General features: G+C 67.8%; 16 protein-coding genes and 1 tRNA gene. 10 read left to right on the top strand and 7 right to left on the bottom strand.

Annotated features, from left to right (window positions below):
* Positions 1-52: 52 nt before the first annotated feature.
* Both ACQFZP_RS08110 and ACQFZP_RS08105 read right to left on the bottom strand, forming a co-directional pair.
* Complete coding sequence (locus tag ACQFZP_RS08110) at positions 53-952, bottom strand: ABC transporter permease (RefSeq protein WP_211890978.1); 900 nt, start codon at positions 950-952, stop codon at positions 53-55.
* The gene (locus tag ACQFZP_RS08105; RefSeq protein WP_211890976.1) at positions 949-1,881 is read right to left on the bottom strand and encodes an ABC transporter ATP-binding protein; all 933 of its coding nucleotides are present in this window, start codon (positions 1,879-1,881) and stop codon (positions 949-951) included. The genes ACQFZP_RS08110 and ACQFZP_RS08105 overlap by 4 nt, the downstream gene beginning before the upstream one ends.
* A 133-nt stretch (positions 1,882-2,014) precedes the next feature.
* Between ACQFZP_RS08105 and ACQFZP_RS08100 the strand changes: the two genes are divergently transcribed.
* From ACQFZP_RS08100 to ACQFZP_RS08085, 4 genes are all read left to right on the top strand, one after another.
* The gene (locus tag ACQFZP_RS08100) at positions 2,015-2,509 is read left to right on the top strand and encodes a helix-turn-helix domain-containing protein (RefSeq protein ID WP_211890974.1); all 495 of its coding nucleotides are present in this window, start codon (positions 2,015-2,017) and stop codon (positions 2,507-2,509) included.
* A 10-nt stretch (positions 2,510-2,519) separates the two neighbouring features.
* A complete protein-coding gene (locus ACQFZP_RS08095) occupies positions 2,520-2,924 on the top strand; it encodes a VOC family protein (RefSeq protein ID WP_211890972.1) in 405 nt (134 codons plus the stop codon).
* A gap of 81 nt (positions 2,925-3,005) precedes the next feature.
* A complete protein-coding gene (poxB, locus tag ACQFZP_RS08090; protein WP_211890970.1) occupies positions 3,006-4,739 on the top strand; it encodes a ubiquinone-dependent pyruvate dehydrogenase in 1,734 nt (577 codons plus the stop codon).
* Positions 4,740-4,893: 154 nt separating this feature from the next.
* On the top strand, positions 4,894-6,018 hold the full coding sequence (locus tag ACQFZP_RS08085; protein ID WP_211890969.1) for a hypothetical protein: 1,125 nt from the start codon (positions 4,894-4,896) through the stop codon (positions 6,016-6,018).
* A 159-nt stretch (positions 6,019-6,177) separates the two neighbouring features.
* Here the strand turns inward: ACQFZP_RS08085 and ACQFZP_RS08080 are convergent, their stop codons facing one another.
* On the bottom strand, positions 6,178-7,389 hold the full coding sequence (locus tag ACQFZP_RS08080; protein ID WP_179557858.1) for a pyridoxal phosphate-dependent aminotransferase: 1,212 nt from the start codon (positions 7,387-7,389) through the stop codon (positions 6,178-6,180).
* Positions 7,390-7,581: 192 nt separating this feature from the next.
* On the opposite strand from ACQFZP_RS08080, the gene ACQFZP_RS08075 reads away from it, so the two are divergent.
* From ACQFZP_RS08075 to rplA, 5 genes are all read left to right on the top strand, one after another.
* A tRNA-Trp gene (locus ACQFZP_RS08075) sits at positions 7,582-7,654 on the top strand.
* Positions 7,655-7,724: 70 nt separating this feature from the next.
* A complete protein-coding gene (gene secE, locus ACQFZP_RS08070) occupies positions 7,725-8,036 on the top strand; it encodes a preprotein translocase subunit SecE (protein WP_104252138.1) in 312 nt (103 codons plus the stop codon).
* 75 nt (positions 8,037-8,111) lie between these two features.
* Positions 8,112-9,041, top strand: a complete 930-nt coding sequence (gene nusG, locus ACQFZP_RS08065; RefSeq protein ID WP_104312899.1) for a transcription termination/antitermination protein NusG — start codon at positions 8,112-8,114, stop codon at positions 9,039-9,041.
* A 110-nt stretch (positions 9,042-9,151) separates the two neighbouring features.
* Entirely contained in the window at positions 9,152-9,583 is a 432-nt protein-coding gene (gene rplK, locus ACQFZP_RS08060) for a 50S ribosomal protein L11 (RefSeq protein ID WP_104252140.1), read from the top strand.
* A 103-nt stretch (positions 9,584-9,686) separates the two neighbouring features.
* Positions 9,687-10,373, top strand: a complete 687-nt coding sequence (gene rplA, locus ACQFZP_RS08055; protein ID WP_068482355.1) for a 50S ribosomal protein L1 — start codon at positions 9,687-9,689, stop codon at positions 10,371-10,373.
* A gap of 121 nt (positions 10,374-10,494) precedes the next feature.
* On the opposite strand, the gene ACQFZP_RS08050 is transcribed toward rplA, so the two are convergent.
* On the bottom strand, positions 10,495-12,282 hold the full coding sequence (locus tag ACQFZP_RS08050) for a 2-isopropylmalate synthase (protein ID WP_211890967.1): 1,788 nt from the start codon (positions 12,280-12,282) through the stop codon (positions 10,495-10,497).
* A gap of 189 nt (positions 12,283-12,471) precedes the next feature.
* Between ACQFZP_RS08050 and ACQFZP_RS08045 the strand changes: the two genes are divergently transcribed.
* Positions 12,472-13,140, top strand: a complete 669-nt coding sequence (locus ACQFZP_RS08045; protein ID WP_104312898.1) for a FadR/GntR family transcriptional regulator — start codon at positions 12,472-12,474, stop codon at positions 13,138-13,140.
* Between the two features lie 21 nt (positions 13,141-13,161).
* Here ACQFZP_RS08045 and ACQFZP_RS08040 read toward each other — a convergent pair whose 3' ends face one another.
* The 3 genes from ACQFZP_RS08040 to ACQFZP_RS08030 all read right to left on the bottom strand — a co-directional run bounded on the left by ACQFZP_RS08040 (position 13,162) and on the right by ACQFZP_RS08030 (position 16,578).
* Positions 13,162-14,163: an NADP-dependent oxidoreductase gene (locus ACQFZP_RS08040; protein ID WP_249312264.1), complete on the bottom strand. Its 1,002-nt coding sequence runs from the start codon at positions 14,161-14,163 to the stop codon at positions 13,162-13,164.
* A gap of 89 nt (positions 14,164-14,252) precedes the next feature.
* Complete coding sequence (locus tag ACQFZP_RS08035) at positions 14,253-15,251, bottom strand: YqaJ viral recombinase family protein (protein WP_249312263.1); 999 nt, start codon at positions 15,249-15,251, stop codon at positions 14,253-14,255.
* A gap of 70 nt (positions 15,252-15,321) precedes the next feature.
* Positions 15,322-16,578, bottom strand: a complete 1,257-nt coding sequence (locus tag ACQFZP_RS08030; RefSeq protein ID WP_249312262.1) for an allantoate amidohydrolase — start codon at positions 16,576-16,578, stop codon at positions 15,322-15,324.
* Positions 16,579-16,584: the final 6 nt, after the last annotated feature.

The raw sequence follows: 16,584 nt of genomic DNA, 5'->3' as shown, positions 1-16,584 counted from the left end.
CGTGCTCATCCTCTCGCGACCCACCGACAACGACGCCCACCTGCGCTCGCACCTAGTTGCGGCCGCGGCTCCACCGGAACGTCAGCAGGCTCGCGACGAGACCGATGACCGTCCAGACGCCGAGTGTGATCGCCGCGTTGCCGAGGCCCCACGTGCCGCCGACCTCCGCCGCCGCGAATGCGTCAGGAAGGAACACGCTGCGCATGCCCCGAACGAGACCGGCGAGGGGGAAGAGGTTCGAGACCTGCTGCATCCACTCGGGCAGGACCGAGAACTGCACGTAGATGCCCGAGAGGAACTGAGGAACGAGCACCAGTGGCAGCACGATCGCTGATGCCGACCTGGCAGACCGCGGGACCGCGGAGATCGCGATGCCCAGGGCGGCGAAGCAGAAGATGCCCAGGATCGACAGCCACGCGAACCGCATCCACAGCTCGCCCGGGTCCGGCAGCGTGATGTCGAACGCGATGACCGCCAGGGCCATGAGCAGGGCGAGCTGCACCGTGCAGGTGAGGAGGACGAGCCCGATCTTCCCGATGAAGAACGAGACGGGGCTGAGCGGGGTCGCGCCGAGGCGCGCGAGTCCGCCCTCATGCTTCTCGGTGGCGATGTCGATGCCGAGGAACTGCATGCCCGAGAGGAGGATCGCCATCGCGAGCATGCCCGTCAGGTAGTACTGCGACATCGTCACGTCGGCGAACCTCGGGTCGTCGACGACCGTCTCACCGCTGAAGATCGATGCGAAGAGCGCGAACATGACCAGAGGGAACAGGAAGACGAAGAACACCTGATCGGTCTGACGGAAGTACCCCCGCAGCTCGAAGGAGATGCGCCGCAGCCCGTTGCCGATCGTCGTCTTGGGCTTGGACGGACGGCCTGCCGCGCGCAGCCCGGACGTCGGGGCGTCCTGCGTGCTGTCGCCAGCGGTGCCGAGTGCTGAGATCTGAGTCATTTCGTGCCTCCGAGGAGTGCGGGAGTGAGTGCTGCGGGGGTGTCGGCTGCCGGATGCGCCGGATGCGCCGGGCTGGCGACCGGATGCTCGCCGATGATCTCGAGGTAGACGTCCTCGAGCGAGGGCCGGGTGACGGTGAGGCCGGCGGGCTCCGGGCCGAGCCTGTCCGCGAGCGCGGCTACGAGCTGGGCGGGCGCATCCGTCTTCTGCTCTCGCCATCGGCCGTCGGCTTCCTGCCAGCGCACCCGCGGAGTGCGGGACGCAGGCCCACCGATCGTCGTGATGTCGCCGATCTCCACGAGCTTCCCCGCCGCGATGATCCCGGCTCGGTCGCTGAGGTGCTCCGCTTCGTCGAGGTAGTGCGTCGTGAGCACCATCGTCATGCCTTCGCCCTTCAGCTGCTGGATGAGCCCCCAGAACTCGCGGCGGGCGTTGGGGTCGAAGCCCGTGGTCGGCTCATCGAGGAACAGCACCTCCGGATTGCCGATGATGCCGAGCGCGACATCGACACGGCGCTTCTGGCCGCCGGAGAGGCGACCGACGCGCTGCGTCGCGAACGGCGCGATCCCGCAGCGCTCGATGGTCTCGGCGACATCGCGAGGCTGTCGGTAGAGGCTCGCGAAGTGACGCAGCACCTCACGCGCCGAGTAGCGCTCGATGTCGGCGCTCGACTGGCTGACGACGCCTATGCGGCCGCGCCATCCAGCGTCCCCGTGCGCCGGGTCATGGCCGAGCACACGCGCACTGCCGGACGTCGCCGTGCGGAAGCCCTCGAGGATCTCGATGGTGGTGCTCTTGCCGGCTCCGTTCGGACCGAGCAGGGCGAAGGTCTCGCCGTGGCGGACCTCGAAGGAGAGGCCGTCGACGACGTCGCGGTCTCCGTAGCGCTTGACGAGGTCGGTGACCTCTATGGCTGCCTGTGTGCTCATGCTCCTATCCAACGGTGAGCCTGCCCGCAGCGGCAGGGCCCGACCGGCTGATTCGCCTCCACCGATCGGTGGATGCGCGGGCCCGCCAACTTCGGTGACCGAACCCACGACGGCGTCCGCGCATACTGGAGGTATGGCCTCGACCGACCTCGACGAGCTTCGCCGCCTCCGACGCGCGCGCGACTTCATCGACCGCGAGTACGCGCGGCCGCTCGACGTTCCGGCCATGGCGAAGGCGGCGCACATGTCGACGGCCCACTTCAGCCGCCGCTTCCGGGAGGCCTACGGCGAGACCCCGTATGCGCACCTCATGACGAGGCGCGTCGAGCGGGCGAAGGCGCTGCTGCGCCGAGGCGATGTGAGCGTGACGGATGCGTGCACTGCAGTCGGCGCGACGAGCCTCGGTTCGTTCAGCAGTCGCTTCACGGAGATCGTGGGGGAGTCACCGATCGCCTACCGAGCGCGCGATCACCGCGAGAGCATCGTCATCCCGAGCTGCACCTCGCAGATCTGGGGTCGGCCGAGGCGCGTCCATGCGCGCGCCGAGAAGGGCGGGAGACTGGCTGCCGTACCGGTCGTCGAGGCTTCGAGCAGTTTCCGAGAAGTGAATGTCGGTGGCCGGTCCTAGCATCGGGACCATGACACTCTCACTCAGCCATGTGCACGTGTTCGCCGATGACCCGGATGCGGCGCTCGCGTTCTATCGAGACGCCCTCGGCCTCGAGGTGCGCAGCGAGGTTCCGAACGAGGGCTTCCGCTGGATCACCCTGTCGACGCAGGAGCAGCCCGAGCTCGAGATCGTGCTCTCCCATCCCAAGGCCGATCGCTCCGAGCAAGACGGCGAGATGCTCTCCGCGATGCTCGCGAAGGGCGAGCTGCCCGGACTCCTCTTCCGCACGAGCGACCTCGACGCGCTCTTCGAGAAGGTGCAGGCAGCGGGCGGGGTCGAGGTGCTGCAGGAGCCGACCGACCAGTTCTGGGGCGTGCGCGACGCCGCATTCCGCGACCCTTCGGGCAACCTCGTGCGGGTCAGCCAGGCCTAGCGGGAACGCCTAGCACGGTCTCGCGGTGACAGGCTGTCGATTGCTCGGCTGTCTCCCCGGTTCGAGGCAGAAGATCGCGCCATGACTACAGTCGCTGACACGATCGTCGATATCCTCCACGATGCCGGAGTCGAGCGGGTCTACGGGCTTCCCGGTGACTCGCTCAACGGATTCACCGACGCCATCCGCCGGAACGGGCGCGTCGCCTGGTCGCATGTGCGGCACGAGGAAGCCGCGGCCTTCGCGGCTTCGGCAGACGCCGCGCTGACCGGCGACCTGGCCGTCTGCGCTGGCAGCTGCGGGCCGGGCAACCTGCATCTCATCAACGGCCTCTACGACGCGAACCGCAGCCGCGTGCCCGTGCTCGCGATCGCCGCCCACATCCCTTCCGCCGAGATCGGCAGCGGCTACTTCCAGGAGACGCACCCGCAGGAGCTCTTCCGCGAGAGCAGCGTCTACTGCGAGATGGTCAGCGTGCCCGAGCAGCTGCCACGGGTGCTCGAGATCGCCATGCGCGCCGCTGTCGAGAAGCAGGGCGTGGCCGTGGTCGTGATCCCGGGGGAGATCTTCCTGAAGGAGAGCGCCGGGCGGCGCAAGTCCGCACCGATCCTCCCCACCAGGTCAGTGGTGTGCCCGACGGACGAGGACCTCGCGAGGGCCGCGGACATCCTCAACTCGGCAAGGAAGGTCACCATTCTCGGCGGCGCCGGCACGCAGGGATCGCACGCGCAGCTGCTGGCAGCGGCCGAGGCGCTGCAAGCCCCGATCGTCCACGCGCTCCGCGGCAAGGAGTTCATCGAGTACGACAACCCCTATGACGTCGGCATGACGGGGCTCCTCGGCTTCTCGTCCGGCTACCGCGCCATCGAGGACTGCGACGCGCTCCTCATGCTCGGCACCGACTTCCCCTACCAGCAGTTCTTCCCATCGAAGGCGAAGATCATCCAGGTCGACATCCGCGGCGAGCAGCTCGGCAAGCGCACTCCGCTCGACCTGGGACTGGTCGGCGACGTCGGGGACACCCTCGACGCGCTGCTCCCGCTCCTCGCGGGAAACAAGAGCAGCAAGCACCTCGAGTCGTCCGTCAAGCACTACCGCAAGGCGCGCAAGGAACTCGACTCGCTCGCCGACAACGACCACGGGCGCACGCCCATCCACCCGCAGTACGTGGCCCGACTCGTCAGCGAGCTCGCGACGCAAGACGCCGTGTTCATCCCGGATGTTGGCTCACCCGTCGTCTGGGCCGCCCGCTACCTCGAGATGAACGGGCAGCGGAGGCTCATCGGCTCGTTCAGCCACGGCACGATGGCCAACGCCGTGCCGCAGGCCATCGGTGCGCAGTCGGCGTTCCCCGATCGCCAGGTGGTGGCGCTCGCGGGTGACGGCGGACTCGCGATGCTCCTCGGTGAGCTGCTCACGCTCAGGCAGAGCAAGCTCCCCGTGAAGATCGTCGTCTTCAACAACTCCTCCCTCAACTTCGTCGAGGTCGAGATGAAGGCCGCCGGCTTCGTCAACTACGGCACCGACCTTGAGAACCCGAACTTCGCAGACGTCGCGAAGGCGGTCGGCATCCACGGGCAGCGGGTCGAGAACCCGAACGACCTCGAGGGTGCCCTCCGGGAGGCGTTCGCGCACGACGGACCGGCGCTCATCGATGTGGTGACGGCGAGGCAGGAGCTGTCGATTCCCCCGACCATCTCAGCGGAGCAGGTCAAGGGATTCACGCTGTACGCCCTGCGCACCGTCCTGTCCGGGCGCGGTGACGAGCTCGTCGACCTCGCAGACACGAACCTGCTTCGCCGCATCTTCGACTGAGTCGCAGCTCTCTCGGTGAGTACCGCCCGCGCCAAGGCGACTGCCTGACGCGGGCGGTACTCTCGCAGGCATGACGCAACCGCCCATCACACCACCGCCGGGCCAGAACGGCGGTCAGGACCGACGCCGGGATCGGCCGCGCGGAGGTGGACCCGTGCCACCCGCGCAGGGTGCCGGTCAGCAGACCCCGTGGGGCGTGCCGTCGGCTGGCGTGCCGCAGGGGCACCCTCGAGTGCCTGGACAGTTCTCCGCACCACCGCGCGTTGCCGGACCGGGGCAAGGGCAGTTCCCCGCGCCGGGCCAGTACCCCGCGCCGGGCCAGTACCCCGCGCCGGCCCAGCACCCCGCGCACGGGCAGCACCCCGCGAACGCCTCCGTCCCTGGGCCGGGCAATCTCCCGTCGCAGGTTCCGATGTCACGTCCTGTGCAGGGCCCGGGGCAGCCGGGTGCCGGTTTCCCAGGGCAGCCCCCGTTCGTGCAGGGTCCTCCCGCGAATCTTCCCGCCGGTGTCCCGCCGCCCCGGTTCGCGCCGCAGCAGCAGACTGCCGCGCAGCCCAGGCGCCGCGAGCTGGGGGAGGACCCGGAACTGCAGAAGCAGCGCAAGCGCCCGGTCGGTCTCCTCGTCGGCATCGGCATCAGCGGTGTCGCGATCGTCGCCCTCGTAGTCGGCCTCTTCATGGCGTTCACCTCGCCGAACGACCCCACCATCCCCGTCGGGGGCGCTGACCCGCAGGCTCCGACGTCAACGCCCGTCCCGACGAGCACGCTCATGCCCGCCGCGCCCCAGGACGCGGTCGCCGGGTACATCCCGATCACGACGGACGTCGTGTTCCCGAACGGCATCACGGTGGTGAACCCACCTGTCGGCGGCTGGGAGCAGGACGTCTCCGAGCGCCAGCCCAACCTGTACATCCTGAGCGACCCGCAGTCCGGCGCGTACTTCTCGGTGGCGCAGGAGAACCTGCACAAGAGCGAGTACCGCGACGAGGACATGACGCGGTCGGAACTGAACTCGGCCTCGCTGCAGTTCACGGCGAAGCCCGAGCCGATCGGTGATCCCGTGCCGCTGGTGCTCAAGGGGCAGGGCGGGTACGAGCTGGAGCTGCTCGCGCAGCGCCTGCGCTGGTCGGACGGGTCCGAGGGGATGATGGCGACCCGCTACATGCCGTCGACCGGTACGAAGATCACCATCTTGGCGAATGCGTGGGGCGGCGAGCTCGACGACCCCAACTCGCGTATCTCGCAGAAGGTCGCCGAGATCAGCTTCACGACGCCGTAGTCACGCCTGCTCGCGGGCCCTGCGCGCCCGCGGACCGAGAACCGAGAACCGCGAGAAGAGGCCAGTTCCGCCCCGTCCTGAGCGCCAGGATGAGGTGAAACTGGCCTCTTCAGCGAAGCGTATGCGCGGCGAGCGGATGCGTGCCGAGCCGCCGCGTGCCTAGAGCTCGACGCCGGCGAAGAGCTTCTGCAGGCGCTGCACGCCTTCCAGCAGCGCGTCGTCGCCGAGCGCGTAGCTGAGGCGCAGGTAGCCGGACGGCCCGAACGCCTCACCTGGCACGACGGCGACCTCGGCGACGTCGAGGATGAGGTCGGCGAGGTCCAGCGACGAGGTGATCTGTCGCCCCTCGATCTCCGTGCCGATGAGCTGCTGCACGTCGGCGTAGACGTAGAAGGCGCCCTCGGGCGTCGGGACTCGGAAGCCGTTGACCTTGCTGAGCTCTTCGACCATCGTCTTGCGGCGGCGGTCGAAGGCGAGGCGCATCTCCTCGACGGGCTCGGTCGGCCCCGTCAGGGCTGCGATGGCCGCGCGCTGGGCGATGTTGTTGACGTTGCTCGACAGGTGCGACTGCAGGTTGCCCGCGCCCTTGATGGCGTCGGCGGGGCCGACCATCCAACCGACGCGCCAGCCGGTCATCGCGAACGACTTGGCGACGCCGTTGACGAGGATGGTGCGGTCGGCGACAGCAGGGGCCGCTTCGACGATGGAGACGGCTCGGACGCCGTCGTAGGTGAGGTTCTGGTAGATCTCGTCGGCGATGACCCAGATGCTGTGCTCGGCAGCCCATTCGCCGATGGCCCGCGTCTCCTCTTCGGAGTAGACGGCACCGGTCGGGTTGGACGGCGAGACGAACAGCATCGCCTTCGTGGCGGGCGTGCGCGCGGCCTCGAGCTGGTCGACGGTGACCTTGTACTCCTGGTCGGCTCCGGCGAAGACGGGAACGGTCGTGCCGCCAGCGAGCTGGATGACCTCGGGGTAGGTGGTCCAGTAGGGGGCGGGGAGGAGGACCTCGTCGCCGGCGCCGACGACCGTGTTGATGGCCTGGTAAACGGCCTGCTTGCCACCGTTCGTGACGATGACCTGCGAGGCGGGGACATCCCAGCCGGAGTCGCGCTTGGTCTTCTCGGCGATGGCCTCGCGGAGCTCCGGCAGGCCGGCTGCGGGCGTGTAGCGGTGGTTCTTGGGGTCGCTGACGGCGACGAGCGCAGCCTCGACGACGTGCTGCGGCGTGGGGAAGTCGGGCTCGCCCGCTGCATAGCTGATGACGGGTCGGCCGGCGGCCTTGAGGCCCTTGGCCTTCGCGTCGACCTTGAGGGTGGCGGATTCGGCGATCGCGGCGATGCGAGGAGAGAGACGTGAGTCGGAAACCATGGCCTTGAGTCTAGGTCCGGAGGCACGTCGCCGTCCGCGAGTTGCACCCGCGTTGGACTTCCGGCGCGCACCTGTCGTATGCTTTCCTGGTTGCCGAAAGCGACATACTGAACCGCGCCTGAAACCGTTCCCTATGGAGCGGCTGCAGACGGTATCAGGGTGAACGGATGCACGCATCCGGTGTTCACGCAAAGGGCGGTGGCTCAATTGGTAGAGCAGCGGTCTCCAAAACCGCAGGTTGCAGGTTCGAGTCCTGTCCGCCCTGCATTTCGGTGCTGAACGCACCCACTACGGGGCCCACCATCGAAGGTCTCAACCATCGAAAGGGAGAGCGCGTGAGTCCAAGCAAGTCCGACGAAGCGACCGACGTCGCCGAGTCAAAGCGAGGCTCCGAGCCCAAGCGCGGTCTTGTCGGCCGCATCGCTCTCTTCTTCCGCCAGGTCATGGGCGAGCTCAAGAAGGTCGTCACACCGACCCGCGCCGAGCTCTTCAAGTTCACGGGTGTCGTGCTCGTCTTCGTCATCTTCATGATGTTGCTCGTCACGGTGCTCGACCTGCTCTTCGGGTGGGGCGCATCGTGGGTGTTCGGTCAGGGCAGCTCGCTCTTCCCGAGTGAGCCGGCGGCGACGCCCGTTCCGACGGAATAGTCGCACCGCTCCGGCTCCCGAGCCTCCACCGAAAAGGGCGAGCAGCCCCGCACCACACAATCGAGATGAGGAATCGTGTCAGACCCGAACGTCGCCGACCCGAACGGTCTTTACGAGACCGCGCTGGAGCAGGACTCCGAAGTCGCAGAGGCCCAGGAGGGTGACCGCGACATCGACGCAGAGTTCGAAGAGGCCCACGAGATCGAAGAGTCCGACGAAGTCGTGACCGAGGAAGACCTCGACGACGGAGAAGGCGCCGATGTCGTCGACCCAGAGGTCGACGCGATCGTCAACGATGTCCTCGAGATCGACACGAGCGAGGAAGAGGCGGCTGCGGCCGCCGCGACCGAAGATGAAGAGGTCGAGGCTCGCGAGGAAGATCCTGACGTCGACCCGTACGAGACCTTCAAGCGCGAACTGCGCCTCAAGCCAGGCAAGTGGTACGTCATCCACACCTACGCCGGCTTCGAGCGTCGCGTCAAGCAGAACCTGCACCAGCGCACCGAGTCCATGAACATGAGCGACTTCATCTACCAGGTGGAAGTTCCCATGGAAGACGTGGTCGAGATCAAGAACGGCCAGCGCAAGATGGTCACGCGCGTCCGCATCCCCGGCTACGTGCTCGTGCGCCTCATGCTCAACGAGGACAGCTGGTCCGTCGTGCGCCACACCCCGGGTGTCACCGGCTTCGTGGGCAACGCCCACAACCCGACCCCGTTGCGCTTCAACGAGGCATTTGAGATGCTGAAGAGTCTTGTCGAGATCGCAGAAGCACCCGCGAAGGCGAACGCTTCAGGTCAGGGTGGCGTGCAGAAGCGCCAGCCGATCGCAGAGATCGACTTCGAGATCGGCGAGACCATCACGATCAAGGAGGGCTCCTTCGAGGGGCTCACCGGCTCGATCAGCGAGATCAAGCCGGAGAGCGGCAAGCTCACCGTGCTCGTGTCGCTCTTCGAGCGCGAGACCCCCGTCGAGCTCAGCTTCGACCAGGTCACCAAGCTCTAGCACTCGCTCCACCAAGCGACTGCCCCTAAACCACCGGAGTCCGGAACCGCCGGGCCACCGGGAGAGCACCGCGCGTCTGCGCGGAGTTCGAATCGAAAGAAGGAAAAGACATGGCACCCAAGAAGAAGGTCTCGGGTCTGATCAAGCTTCAGATCCAGGCTGGCGCCGCTAACCCGGCTCCTCCTATCGGCCCCGCGCTCGGTCAGCACGGCGTCAACATCATGGAGTTCTGCAAGGCCTACAACGCGGCTACCGAGTCGCAGCGTGGCAACGTGATCCCCGTTGAGATCACCGTGTACGAAGACCGTTCGTTCACCTTCATCCTGAAGACCCCTCCTGCTGCCGAGCTGATCAAGAAGGCTGCCGGCGTCAAGAAGGGCTCCCCGACGCCTCACACGGCCAAGGTCGGCAAGCTCACCGCCGCCCAGGTCCGCGAGATCGCGGAGGCGAAGCAGTCCGACCTGAACGCGAACGACCTCGACATGGCGTCGCGCATCATCGCCGGCACGGCTCGCTCCATGGGAATCACGGTCGAGGGCTAAGGCCTTCCCGCTCCCAACACCACACGTCGCGCCTCGGGCGCGGCATTGAACATCGCGGGAGAGCCGGCCAGGCTCGCAACCGCAACTCTTGAAGGAGAACAACATGGCTAAGTCCAAGGCATACCGTGCCGCGGCAGAGAAGATCGGCGAGGACAAGTTCTACGGTCTCGCCGAGGCCGTCGAGCTCGCACGCGAGACCGGCTCGTCCAAGTTCAACAGCACCGTCGAGGTCGCTCTTCGCCTGGGTGTAGACCCGCGCAAGGCTGACCAGATGGTTCGTGGCACCGTCAGCCTGCCCAACGGCACCGGCAAGACGGCCAAGGTCATCGTCTTCGCGACGGGTGACAAGGCTGAGGCGGCTATCGCTGCTGGCGCCGACGAGGTCGGCGGCGACGAGCTCATCGCTCGCGTTGCAGACGGCTGGACCGACTTCGACTCCGCAGTCGCCACCCCTGACCTCATGGGCAAGGTCGGACGCCTCGGAAAGGTCCTCGGACCCCGTGGCCTCATGCCGAACCCGAAGACCGGAACGGTCACGACCGACCCGGCGAAGGCTGTCACCGAGATCAAGGGCGGAAAGATCGAGTTCCGCGTCGACAAGCACTCCAACGTGCACTTCATCGTCGGCAAGTCGGCGTTCACGTCGGAGCAGCTCGGAGAGAACCTCCGCGCAGCCCTCGACGAGGTCGTCCGCCTCAAGCCGTCGAGCTCGAAGGGTCGCTACATCCAGAAGGCTGTCGTCTCGACGACCTTCGGCCCCGGCATCCCGCTGGACGTCAACGCGATCTAGTCTGTCGCGAGCTGCAGAGCTCAGGCGGATGCGCGCATCCGCCAGCACGAACGGCCCAGTCCTCGGACTGGGCCGTTCGTGCGTTCCCGGCGAGCGCATCCGCCGGGCCTCGCCGCCCCGACTACGCGGGTGTGTGCACGCGCGTCGAGACGCTGTCGCGTGCTGCGCTGAGGATCGCGGTGACGGTTGCCGACAGCACCGACCGGTCTCGGCCGGCGACCCAATGCGTGCCCGAGGGGTCCCGGTACTCGAGGAGCGTCAGCGCTTCACTGCTACTGCCCAACCCGAGTGCTGTCTGGTGGAGCGAGAGGATGTCGACGGTGACACCCGCGCTTGCGAGCAGCTTCGTGACGGCCTCGGCTGGACCGATGCCGTCGAAGGTGCCGCTGTGCTCGGTGCCGTCGATGCCAACGCGGATGCTCGTGCGTGAGGTCCCCGCGCGGGTCTCGACGCTGAGCTGGAGCAGTTCGACGTCAGGAGACGAGCCGCGCAGGTAGCTGCGCTCGAAGAGCTCGAGCAGCTGCGCGGCCCCCACCTCTCCGCCGTTCGCGTCGGTGTGCTCCTGAACGCGTCGAGCGAAGTCGATCTGGAGGCGCCGGGGGAGTTCGATGCCGTAGTCGGTTTCGAGCAGGTAGGCGATACCGCCCTTGCCCGACTGCGAGTTGACGCGGATGACGGCGTCGTAGCTGCGGCCGATGTCCGCCGGGTCGATGGGCAGGTAGGGGACCCGCCACTCGACGTCACGTTCCGGGCGCCCCTCGTGCGCGGCGCGGGAGCGCTGCTCGGCGAACCCCTTCCTGATGGCGTCCTGATGCGTGCCGCTGAAGGCAGTGTGGACGAGGTCTCCCACGTAGGGGTGCCTCGCGTGGACCTCGAGGCGGTTGCTGTCTTCGACGGTGCGGCGTATCTCGTCGATGTCGGAGAAGTCGATCATGGGGTCGATGCCCTGCGCGTGCAGGTTCAGGGCGAGGACTGCGATGTCGACGTTGCCCGTGCGCTCGCCGTTGCCGAAGATGCACCCTTCCACGCGCTGCGCGCCCGCGAGCACCGCCAGCTCTGCGCAGGCGACTCCCGTCCCTCGATCGTTGTGGGGATGCACGGAGAGGATCACGGAGTCGCGTCGCGCCAGGTGCTTGTGCATGTATTCGATCTGGTCCGCGTAGATGTTCGGGGTCGCGACCTCGACGGTGGCGGGGAGGTTCAGGATGACCGGCCGCTCGGGGGTCGCCATCCAGAGTTCCGTGACGGCGTTGCAGATGTCGAGGGCGTAGTCGGGCTCAGTGAGGTTGAACACCTCAGGTGAGAACTCGAATCGCACGTTCGGCAGGTGGTCGGCGAGCTCGAGGACGTCGCTCGCACCAGCGAGGATCAGCTCCCTGAGCTGCTGCTTGCTCTTCCCGAGGACCACGTCGCGCCAGGCGGGAGCTGTCGCCGTGTAGAGGTGGATGACAGCCGGGTTCCTGATCCCCTGGATGGCGGCGACTGTTCGTTCGATCAGGTCACGGCGCGCGGGCGTGAACACGACGATCGTGACGTCCTCCGGTGCGAGTTCGGTGGTCGCGATGAGGCGCACGAAGTCGTAGTCGGTCTGGGAGGCGGAGGGGTAGCCAACTTCGATCTCCTTGTATCCCATGCGGATCATGAGCTCGAAGAACCGGCGCTTGCGGTCGGGATCCATGGGCTCCGAGAGCGCTTGGTTTCCGTCTCGCAGGTCGACGGGAACCCAGAGGGGCGCGGTCGTGAGTCGATTCGCGGGCCAGTCCCGTTCGGTGAGCGGCACGTCCACTCGGGAGTGCACGTCGAGGTAGCGGTGGGAGGGCATCTGCGAGTGCCGCTGGCGGTTCCAGTGCGGTGCCTGGTCTGGAACGGGGCCGGCGGGTGTGGAGATTCTGGAATCGGTGCTGTGCATGTTCTTGTCCTTGGTGGTCGCGTGGGGGGTGACGACCGGCGCGCGCTTCGGCTCCACGACGGGGAGCCGGTCAGGCTAGGACCCGTCGTGGCGGCGAAGGAGAAGGAGTGATGCGGGGAGCATGTGCCAGAACCTATCACAACTCCTCAGACAAGTAGAGGAGTATGCAATGTGGGGGATGATGGGTGCATGAGCGCACTTCGCCGTGAACCACTTGCCGAGCAGGCTGCCCAGCTGCTCCTCGAGCGAATCCGCGGTGGCGAATGGGAACTGGGGCAGAAGCTGCCGGGCGAGACGACCCTCGCGCCCCAACTCGGGGTCGGTCGGTCGACGATCCGCGAGGCCATCCGCCAGCTTGCGGGGAGCGGCGTGCTGGCCACCAGGCAGGGTGCTGGGGTGTTCGTCACCGCTCTCGACGCGGCTGAGCCCCTGGATTCGATCGTGATGCGCGCGGACATCGAAAGGGTGATCGAGGCCCGCATCGCAATCGAAGTGGAAGCCTCAGGGCTCGCGGCCGAACGGCGCACGACCGCGGAGCTTCAGGCGATGGTCCGCGCCGCCAAGGTCCGTATCGCGCAGCGCACGAGTATCGAAGCGCATGTCGACGCGGACATCGCACTGCACCGCAGCATCGTCATCGCGGCTCACAACGAGATCCTCACGGAGCTCTTCGACGGCTTCGCGCCCCGCAGCAGGGGGGCGATGATCGGCATGCTGCGCCTTCGCGGCGAGTTCGGCAGCGACGCCGACCACGACGTCCACCTCCGCATCCTGGATGCGATCGAGGCGCAGGACGCTCCGACGGCCGCCGCCCTCACTCGGGACCACCTGCTCGATCTCAAAGCGAGGACGGGCTAGCCGCGTCGGGGGTGCCGCGGACTACGCGTCGATGTCGAGGACGACCTTGCCGCGCACGTGGCCGTCGGCGATGAGCTCCTGCGCGGCGCCGGCCTCGGCGAGGGGGAAGACCCGGTCGACGTGCGTCTGCAGTGCCCCTTGTTCGAAGAGCTGCGTGATGGTCTGCAGGATGCGCCCCTCGGGCGAGAGCTTGAGCGTGGAGGCGACGATGCCCCGGTTCTCGGCGGCGGCCTCGTCGAAGAGGTCCGGGTAGCTGCCGGTCGGCACGTTGATGAGCGTGCCGCCGTCGCGGAGGACGCGAAGGGACCGACTGCCGGTCTGGTCCTTGACGTTGCCGATGAGGTCGATGACGACATCGACGGGCTCGCTGATGACGTCCTCGAAGCGCTCGTTGCGATAGTCGATGACCTGGTCGGCTCCGAGCTCGCGCAGCCACTCGTGGTTGCGCTCGGAGGCCGTGGTGATGACGTGCGCGCCGTAGTACTTCGCGAGCTGCACGGCGAAATGGCCGACCCCGCCGGCGCCAGCGTGGATGAGGACGCGCTGTCCCGTGTAGACGCCGCCTGCTTCGACGACGGCGGCCCAGGCGGTGAGCACGGCGAGCGGAACGCCGCCGGCCTCGATGAAGGACAGGTTCTTTGGCTTCTTCGCGAGGCTCATGAAGGGGACCGAGACGTATTCGGCGTACGCGCCCGAGTATCGGGGGAAGAGGAGCATCCCGTACACCTCGTCGCCGGGCTGGAAGGGGGCGAGCTCGTAGGAAGCTCGCACCACGACGCCCGAGAACTCACCGCCGAGGGTCGACGGGAAGCTGGTGATCGCCTTCGCCGCGCCGGCACCCGAGCGGGTCTTGCCGTCGATGGGGTTCACCCCCGCCGCCTTGACGCGCACGAGCGTGTCCGAGTTGAGGGTGAGCGGCACGGCGGTCTCGCCGAGCTGCATCATCTCTGGCCCGCCGATGCCCGTGAGGAGGGCGGCGCGCATGGTGTCGGAGGTCGGCTGGAGATCTGCGGCGTCAGTCATAGCTGCCATTCTCGCGCGGACGAGATGAGACTCGCGCGGACCAGATGAGACTCGCGTGGAACAGATGGGCGTGGCCGGGAGGATGCTCGCTACGCGTAGGTCTCGGCGTCGTAGAACGACTGCGTGTAGTCGCTGCTGCTGTGCGTGTTTCCGTATCCCTGGAAAGGCTGAGCGTTGCCGGTCGAGTACTGGGCGAACTCGCCCCGGTACTTCTCGACGTCCTTGAGCACCTCGTTGGCGAGGGTCACGAGCTTGGCGATCTCTTCCTCGTCGCGGTCGATCCACACGAACTTCGGTTCGCGGTCGACGACGATGAAGTCCTGGTGTCGCTCCCACACCATGAGCGTGCGCTCGGCGCCGAGCACGTACTGCTGCCACCAGATCTGGCGCATGTAGGACCGGGGGATGCGCTTCCACACCTTGTTCGTGGTCTTGATCTCGGCGAGGAGGATGCGGCCCTCTTCGTCGCAGTGCAGGCCGTCGGGGGTCGCGAGGTGGCTCTTGGACGCTTCGGCGTGGAACAGGAGGCCGCTTGCCGGGATGCCGTGGCGCTCGAGGACCCACCTGGCGATCTCCGGCTCGCGCTGACGTCCGAAGTCGGTGTAGGCGTTTCCGTTGAACGAGTTGCCCATGACCTTGTCTTTGACGACCTGCTTGACCGATGACGGTGTTGCGAGGCGTGCCGCATCGGTGGCCGTGACGCCGTCGGCGCGGGCCTTGAGCCAGGCTGCGCGGTCGTTGGAGTCGGCGAGGACGCGCAGGAGGTGCGCGCTCATGGCCTCGACCTCCGGGGTCGCGGGAAGCTCGATGGCGGATGTCTCGGCAGAGGCCGGGCCGCGGGCGCGCCACACGCCGACCTCGCTCGCCGAGAGCGGCGTCGTCGCCGGCGCGGTCCTGGTCTCCGAGGTGTAGAAGCGCGGCAGGGACTCCACTCTGGGTGCCGATGTCGGCGCGGGTGCAGACGCGTAGTCCATCAGTGCGGCCGGGCCGTAGAGCTCGCGGTCACGGCGGCGCGACTTCGGTGCCTCCTGGGGTTCGCCGAACCAGGACGTCTCGTCGACGTCGTGGCTCGGGCGGAACATGACCATCCGTCTATTGTTTCCCACACCACCGACAGTCGCGGTACCAAGCGCCGATCTCGCCGAAATCTGGTCGGGCTCAGGCCTCCGCCGCACCTGTCGCCATGATCACCGTGGCGAGCGCGCGCGCACCGTGGTCCGCATCCACGTCTTCGACGTACTCCTCCGGCGAGTGGGAGATGCCGCTCGGGTTGCGGATGAACAGCATCGCGGTCGGCAGGTGCGGGGCGAGCACGCCGGCATCGTGGCCGGCGCCGGTGTCGAGCACTGGCGCGTCCGGGAGTGCGCGCTGGAGCGTGTCTCGGAGGCTGGCGTCGAAGGACACGGTGGGGGAGAGCGACTCCTCGACGAGCGTCGCCTCGCATCCCTGCTCAGCGGCCACCTCCGTCGCTCGGGCGCGGATGCGCTCCACGAGGGCGGCGGTCACCTCGTCGTCGGGGTGCCTGACATCGAGCCACGCGTCGACGCGAGAGGCGATGACGTTCGTTCCGCCCGGCACCGGCTCGAGCCGCCCGACGGTCGCTCGGGCTCCTGGCACAGATCGGGCGATCTCCTCGATACCCACGATGAGGCGCGCCGCGGCCACCATGGGGTCGCGGCGGTCGGCCATGAGCGTGGTGCCGGCGTGGTTGCCCTGGCCGGTGAAGCTCACGCGCCAGCGGCCGTGGCCCAGGATGGAGGATCCGATCGCGACGGGGCCCGCGAGGTCGATGAGGCCGCGGCCCTGCTCCACGTGCAGCTCGATGAACGCGCTGAACTGCGCGACCCGAGCGGGGTCGGGGCCGAGGTGCGCTGGGTCGAAGCCGGCCTCGGCGGAGGCCTCGGCGAAGGTCGTGCCGTCCGCATCCCGAAGCGAGCGCGCGCGGTCCGGGTCGATGGCGCCCGTGAGGAGCCTTGACCCGAGGCAGGCGACGCCGAAGCGTGACCCTTCCTCCTCGGGGAAGACGGCGATCGCGACGGCGACGCTCGGCGCGCGCCCTTCGCTGCGCAGCAGGTCGATCGCGGCGAGGGCCGCCGTCACGCCGAGGGGCCCGTCGAACGCACCGCCGCCCGGGACGGAATCGAGGTGGCTCCCCGTGATGAGCGCGCCGGAGCGGTCGCCGTCTGGTCGGTCCCACCAGGCCCAGATGATGCCGTTGGCGTCGACCTCGATGTCGAGGCCTCGAGCCTGGGCTGCGGCGAGGAACCATTCGCGCAGCTCGAGTTCTGGATGCGAGTAGACGGGCCTGCTGTAGCCGCCGCGCGTTCGATCGCGGCCCAGGTGCTCGATCTCGCGCATGAGCGATGAGACGCTCGTCGGCTGCTGGGCCCTGCTGGTCGCTTCCATGCTCTCCATGATGCT

The sequence above is a fragment of the Pseudoclavibacter sp. Marseille-Q434 genome (genome assembly GCF_050315415.1).
Lineage (GTDB): Bacteria > Actinomycetota > Actinomycetes > Actinomycetales > Microbacteriaceae > Pseudoclavibacter.
Note: the sequence above shows the minus strand (reverse complement) of the source record. Positions and strands in the feature narration are given on the sequence as shown.